Raw genomic sequence first — 4,429 nt, forward strand, 5'->3', positions numbered from 1 at the left:
TTTTTTTTTAACTAAAAATTATGCTGAAATCCAATAACTTACACAATCTATTTAACACATTACTACGACTTTTTGAATGCTATTTAACACATTACTACGACTTTTTGAATGTTATTTTCCCTTCCAAATACGACTTTTTGAATGTTATTTTGCATCATCTACGATTTTCATTTGCACAAGTCGTAATTACTTATTATATTTGCGCAACATACTAATAATCAATAAAGGATGAAGAAAATCATAGTTCATTTTAAGAAAGAAGAATTTGAAAGGGTTAAAAACGCAATTTCTATCCTCGCAAAATTTTCTGAAATATACGCTCCTCACATAGATAAAGCCAACAGTATTTTATCCTTTCGTGTAGATGATGAAAACGAAACAACAGAAGAACAACAGTGTAACAGTCGTCAATAAAGACCAAATACAAAGCTATATTATGACGACAGCCAAGTATGACTTTTCCGTTTATGAGAAGCGCATACTTTATAGAATTGTAGAAATGGCTCAAGGTGAACTCCAAGGAGTTAGATTTGCAACTGATTGTAAAAAAATAGAACACACACTTTTTGATACCGTTCACATCACAATGCCTATTGCTTCATTGCTAAATGGAGAAAGTGATGAAAACTACACACGTGTAAAACAAGCACTGTTATCTCTACAAAAGAAAATCTTTACCTATGAGGATGAAAAAGAATGGATAAGCATTTCTATTATTGCATTGCCAAAGATAAAGAAGCGTTCATCTGTTGTATCATTCCAAATAGACTCACACATATGGGACTGCTGCTTAGATTTTTCAAAAGGGTTTCGCAAATACGAATTAGCCACTGCGATGAAGTTTAAGAGTGTATATTCTATGCGGTTCTACGAACTTTTAAGCGGTCAGAAAACAAAACTAATCTATCCACTTGAACAGCTCAAAGAAATGTTTAAAGTACAAGATAAATACGCAAAGACAAACGATTTTGTCCGGAAAGTAATTGAACCTGCAAAAAATGAGCTGGACGAACTAAGTCCTTATACATTCGAATGGTCCGCAAACAAGGAAGGGAAAAAAATTGTAAGTTTCAACTTCTATCCAATATTCAAGCCAGAGCATCGTGATGCAGAGCTATACAAAAAAGAGCTACAAAAGCAAACCGGGCTTTCATGGGATTTAGGTAGGCAAGTGATAAGTTACTTAAAAACATCTTTGGAGTTCTCCGATAAAGAAATCAAAAACAACCGGGATTTATTTGTAACAGCACAAATGGAACTTCCAGACATCATGACAGAACTCGCCATACTTAGAGGAAAATCAAGGACAAAAACAAATCCAAAAGGGTGGATTATAAATGCCCTTAAAGGGAAAATCAAGGATAAGTGACAAGATTACCCCGGCTGAAATATACCGGGGTAATCTTGTCAAATCAGAGGAACGATTTCCATTTCTACACCAAGCTCTTTCATCTGCCGCTGTATTTCCTCGCTGCTTAGTTTCTCTTTCGCCAGTACAAGCCCATGAAAGGCGTCCCAGCCTGCCGGCTTCGAAACGATACTACCGTTTAGGACGGCATGGGTGATTTCGCCGCCGGACTTCGCACCCTTGTTCAGTATGAAGAAGAACCGGGGTTCTTCGTGTTCCGCTGTTCCCATAATTCGTAAAGTTAGATGTTTATTTATTCCCCTTTTGTTCCCTTGCCTGCTCTTGGTAGTATTCATAATACTGCTTGTAGTTGTCCCGGTCTTTGGCTGCATCCGTCCAAAGATAGCACATGAAACAAGCGAACAATAGGGAGATAACAGCACAAAGGATTGAGTAGAACGAAATTCGTTTGTCCACATAACCGCCGTTTTTCATTCTATACCCCTGCCGTTCAAAGTCCGCCAATACGTTTTTTAGGCGATTTTCGGCACTTTCAAGGCTTTTCCCGTCTATTTGTACCTTTCGGGCTGTTGCGTCCTCTATGCGCTTCGTATAGACTTCAACACGCTTTAGTTCTTGATACACCAGTTCTACCGCAAGCTGCGGGTTTACCCTTGGCGTTGTGTCTTTTCTTTTCCGGGGGCTGTACTGTCCCTGCTTAACGTTGGAAGCTGCCGCTTCCGGGTGTGAGTTTGTTTCCATGAGATATGTTCATTGAGTTGCACTTCAGTTTGCTTTGTGTCCGCTCGATATGGGCGAGAGTGTAGCCTTTCCCTATCTCGCTTGCCTTATACTCCGTACCGCTTCGGGCTGTGACATAGTAGCCGTTAAGTTTCCCGGTGCTTGCCCTGGCTTCCCGGACTTTAAAACCTCTCTTACCAAGTTCTTCCTTGAATTTGGTAAAGTCAAAGCCCTGCATCTTCTTCAATACGCCGTCCATGGCTTCCTTGATTTCCGCTTTGTTGACTTTGCCAATGTCCTGCGACTGTACAAAGTTCCGTTCCTTGGCTATGGCATTGGCGGCTTCCGTTGCCTTTTTCCCTATCCAGTTGTCCCGGTACAGTTCCCCGGAAAGGGAAACCCGGTTTGCCAGTATGTGCAGGTGGGCTTGCTCTTTCTTGCTCTCCGTACCGCTGTGCCGGATGATGATGTACTGGTGGTTCGCCAACCCCATGCGCTGCATGAAGTCGTTACCAAGTTCCGCCCAGTCCGCATCCGTAAAGGTGGCGCTTTCCTCTATCGAGGGGCTGACCTCGAAACGTAGGCAGTTGTTTTTTACGTTCGGAAAATCAATGTGATACGGTTTCATTTCCTGCACCATTTCCGCACCAGTACACCCATAAAGTTCATGCCGGGCTATCTCGGTGGCTACTGCCTGCCCGTTTATCTCTTTGGCGAGGTCGTACTCCAATGCCGCCACACCATGTGATATGCTTTTCCCTTTCCCTATCATCGTGAGAGTATTTTTTTGAGCTCTGTAATTAGTGCCCGGTTCTCCTCGAACACTTCCCGGTACTGGCGACCACCGAAGTAGTTGTTCAGCCGTTGGAGCGTTCCTTTCAACTGGGCTATGTCCCGGAGAAGCTGCCGTTCCTCCTCGGTGTACCTCTCCCTTGGGCGCCCCCCAAGGGACAAACTCCGGCAGTATTCCGATACGCTTAGACTGCACCGGGCTGCCTGCTCCGCAAGTGCGTCCTTTTCAAGTTCGGTACATCGGAATGTAATCTTTTCGTTCCGTCTTAGTTCCATGCCACAAAGGTAATCTTAAAATCTTTTTGAGCAAAGCGAGAAAAGCAAGAATTGTCCGACAAGGACACTTCTTGCTATATATACACATGCCGCATGGGAATACATCCACGCCAACCGCCCGGCAAAAAGCCCAGGCATGTTAGAAAATCCCCCACAGCCTAACAATTTCTACCCAAGGGGATTACACGCCGCAGAAGTCATCCGGGAACATGTCTTTCAGTTCGTCCAAATCAATGGCTTCTTCTTCGGACACCTCCACCCATTCAACGTTTTCTTTCCCTCTTATCGCACATGAGTACATCTCGGCGGCGGCAAGGTTAGAGAACACCTCGTGCATAGGCTCGCCGTTCTCTAACCAGTAAACACAATATTCGACCATAACAGTTTTATCATTTATCGTTGTAATGCCCCTCTACCTCCAAAATGTAGACCTCTACCACTTCCTCGTAAATGTCATAGATTATCCGGTCATGGGCGGTAATGTGTCGAGACCATGTAATATCCCCACCGCCCCTTAACGCTTCGGGATGCCCAAGCCCAGTCTTAGGGTGCTCTAACAATTCTTTGTAGATTTTCTTATACTTCTTGAACAAATTGGGGTTTGATTTCTTCCATTTGGCAATCACCTTATCCACCCCGTCGGAAACCCTAATTGTGTACATCATAGACTGTCGAAATAAGCATCAATATCCTCACTGCTTTTGAGGGTAACACACTTTCCGGATTTGATTTCTTCCCTTGCCTTGTCAATCCTTGCTTGCAGTTCCGGGGTTATCATCAAATCTTCACGACCAACTTTTACCAAAGCGTAAATCTCGTTTTTCCTGCGAATTAGTACCTGCTCGCCATTGTCAGCTTTGGTGAAAGACGCTGCGAGGTTGTTACGGTATTCTCTTACTGATAATGCTTCCATATCTGTTTGCTTTTAAATTCAGTACAAAGATAGCTATATTTCAATAAAATACAAACTTTTTGCACACAAATGTGTACACGCCATAAAAAGCCGTTCACAGTCCTACCGCCCGTTGGTTGGTTTTGCTTTGCTTTTTTCCCCTATTGTTTTTCTTTTTCCGACAGTAAATCAACCACTTATCCGTAAAAAATCAATGACTTGTTATAAAGCATAACTTGTTTATATGCTTATCAGCTTTTTTTTTTAACTAAAAATTATGCTGAAATCCAATAACTTACACAATCTATTTAACACATTACTACGACTTTTTGAATGCTATTTAACACATTACTACGACTTTTTGAATGTTATTTTCCCTT

General features: G+C 42.4%; 9 protein-coding genes. 2 read left to right on the forward strand and 7 right to left on the reverse strand.

Going from position 1 to position 4,429, the window contains the following annotated elements:
• Positions 1 to 228 precede the first annotated feature (228 nt).
• Both NBH07_RS22315 and NBH07_RS22320 read left to right on the forward strand, forming a co-directional pair.
• Complete coding sequence (locus NBH07_RS22315) at positions 229 to 414, forward strand: hypothetical protein (protein WP_007560600.1); 186 nt, start codon at positions 229 to 231, stop codon at positions 412 to 414.
• Positions 365 to 1,369 (forward strand): replication initiation protein, encoded by a 1,005-nt coding sequence (locus tag NBH07_RS22320; protein WP_007755890.1) that lies wholly within the window; start codon positions 365 to 367, stop codon positions 1,367 to 1,369. Before NBH07_RS22315 ends, NBH07_RS22320 begins: the two co-directional genes overlap by 50 nt.
• A gap of 38 nt (positions 1,370 to 1,407) precedes the next feature.
• Here the strand turns inward: NBH07_RS22320 and NBH07_RS22325 are convergent, their stop codons facing one another.
• The 7 genes from NBH07_RS22325 to NBH07_RS22350 form a co-directional block, all read right to left on the reverse strand.
• Positions 1,408 to 1,638 carry a hypothetical protein gene (locus tag NBH07_RS22325; protein ID WP_007560596.1) on the reverse strand — a complete coding sequence of 77 codons (231 nt, stop codon included), beginning with the start codon at positions 1,636 to 1,638 and terminating at the stop codon, positions 1,408 to 1,410.
• A 19-nt stretch (positions 1,639 to 1,657) separates the two neighbouring features.
• Positions 1,658 to 2,110: a mobilization protein MbpC gene (mbpC, locus tag NBH07_RS22330; protein WP_004295511.1), complete on the reverse strand. Its 453-nt coding sequence runs from the start codon at positions 2,108 to 2,110 to the stop codon at positions 1,658 to 1,660.
• Positions 2,067 to 2,861: a mobilization protein MbpB gene (gene mbpB / locus NBH07_RS22335; protein ID WP_007560590.1), complete on the reverse strand. Its 795-nt coding sequence runs from the start codon at positions 2,859 to 2,861 to the stop codon at positions 2,067 to 2,069. The genes mbpC and mbpB overlap by 44 nt, the downstream gene beginning before the upstream one ends.
• Positions 2,858 to 3,157 carry a mobilization protein MbpA gene (gene mbpA, locus NBH07_RS22535; protein ID WP_004327437.1) on the reverse strand — a complete coding sequence of 100 codons (300 nt, stop codon included), beginning with the start codon at positions 3,155 to 3,157 and terminating at the stop codon, positions 2,858 to 2,860. The genes mbpB and mbpA overlap by 4 nt, the downstream gene beginning before the upstream one ends.
• A 181-nt stretch (positions 3,158 to 3,338) precedes the next feature.
• The gene (locus NBH07_RS22340; protein ID WP_007209655.1) at positions 3,339 to 3,536 is read right to left on the reverse strand and encodes a hypothetical protein; all 198 of its coding nucleotides are present in this window, start codon (positions 3,534 to 3,536) and stop codon (positions 3,339 to 3,341) included.
• 10 nt (positions 3,537 to 3,546) lie between these two features.
• Positions 3,547 to 3,822 carry a type II toxin-antitoxin system YoeB family toxin gene (locus NBH07_RS22345; RefSeq protein ID WP_004327436.1) on the reverse strand — a complete coding sequence of 92 codons (276 nt, stop codon included), beginning with the start codon at positions 3,820 to 3,822 and terminating at the stop codon, positions 3,547 to 3,549.
• Positions 3,819 to 4,070, reverse strand: coding sequence for a type II toxin-antitoxin system Phd/YefM family antitoxin (locus NBH07_RS22350; protein ID WP_004295507.1), 252 nt, complete (start codon positions 4,068 to 4,070; stop codon positions 3,819 to 3,821). Before NBH07_RS22350 ends, NBH07_RS22345 begins: the two co-directional genes overlap by 4 nt.
• Between the last annotated feature and the right edge of the window lie 359 nt (positions 4,071 to 4,429).

Source organism: Parabacteroides sp. B2-S-102 (assembly GCF_023656665.1).
Lineage (GTDB): Bacteria > Bacteroidota > Bacteroidia > Bacteroidales > Tannerellaceae > Parabacteroides > Parabacteroides distasonis.

Excerpts from the sequence above, each read along its gene's own strand:
- NBH07_RS22315 (WP_007560600.1), top strand. The coding sequence starts at position 229 with ATGAAGAAAATCATAGTTCATTTTAAGAAAGAAGAATTTGAAAGGGTT.
- NBH07_RS22320 (WP_007755890.1), top strand. The coding sequence starts at position 365 with ATGATGAAAACGAAACAACAGAAGAACAACAGTGTAACAGTCGTCAAT.
- NBH07_RS22325 (WP_007560596.1), bottom strand. The coding sequence starts at position 1,638 with ATGGGAACAGCGGAACACGAAGAACCCCGGTTCTTCTTCATACTGAAC.
- mbpC (WP_004295511.1), bottom strand. The coding sequence starts at position 2,110 with ATGGAAACAAACTCACACCCGGAAGCGGCAGCTTCCAACGTTAAGCAG.
- mbpB (WP_007560590.1), bottom strand. The coding sequence starts at position 2,861 with ATGATAGGGAAAGGGAAAAGCATATCACATGGTGTGGCGGCATTGGAG.
- mbpA (WP_004327437.1), bottom strand. The coding sequence starts at position 3,157 with ATGGAACTAAGACGGAACGAAAAGATTACATTCCGATGTACCGAACTT.
- NBH07_RS22340 (WP_007209655.1), bottom strand. The coding sequence starts at position 3,536 with ATGGTCGAATATTGTGTTTACTGGTTAGAGAACGGCGAGCCTATGCAC.
- NBH07_RS22345 (WP_004327436.1), bottom strand. The coding sequence starts at position 3,822 with ATGATGTACACAATTAGGGTTTCCGACGGGGTGGATAAGGTGATTGCC.
- NBH07_RS22350 (WP_004295507.1), bottom strand. The coding sequence starts at position 4,070 with ATGGAAGCATTATCAGTAAGAGAATACCGTAACAACCTCGCAGCGTCT.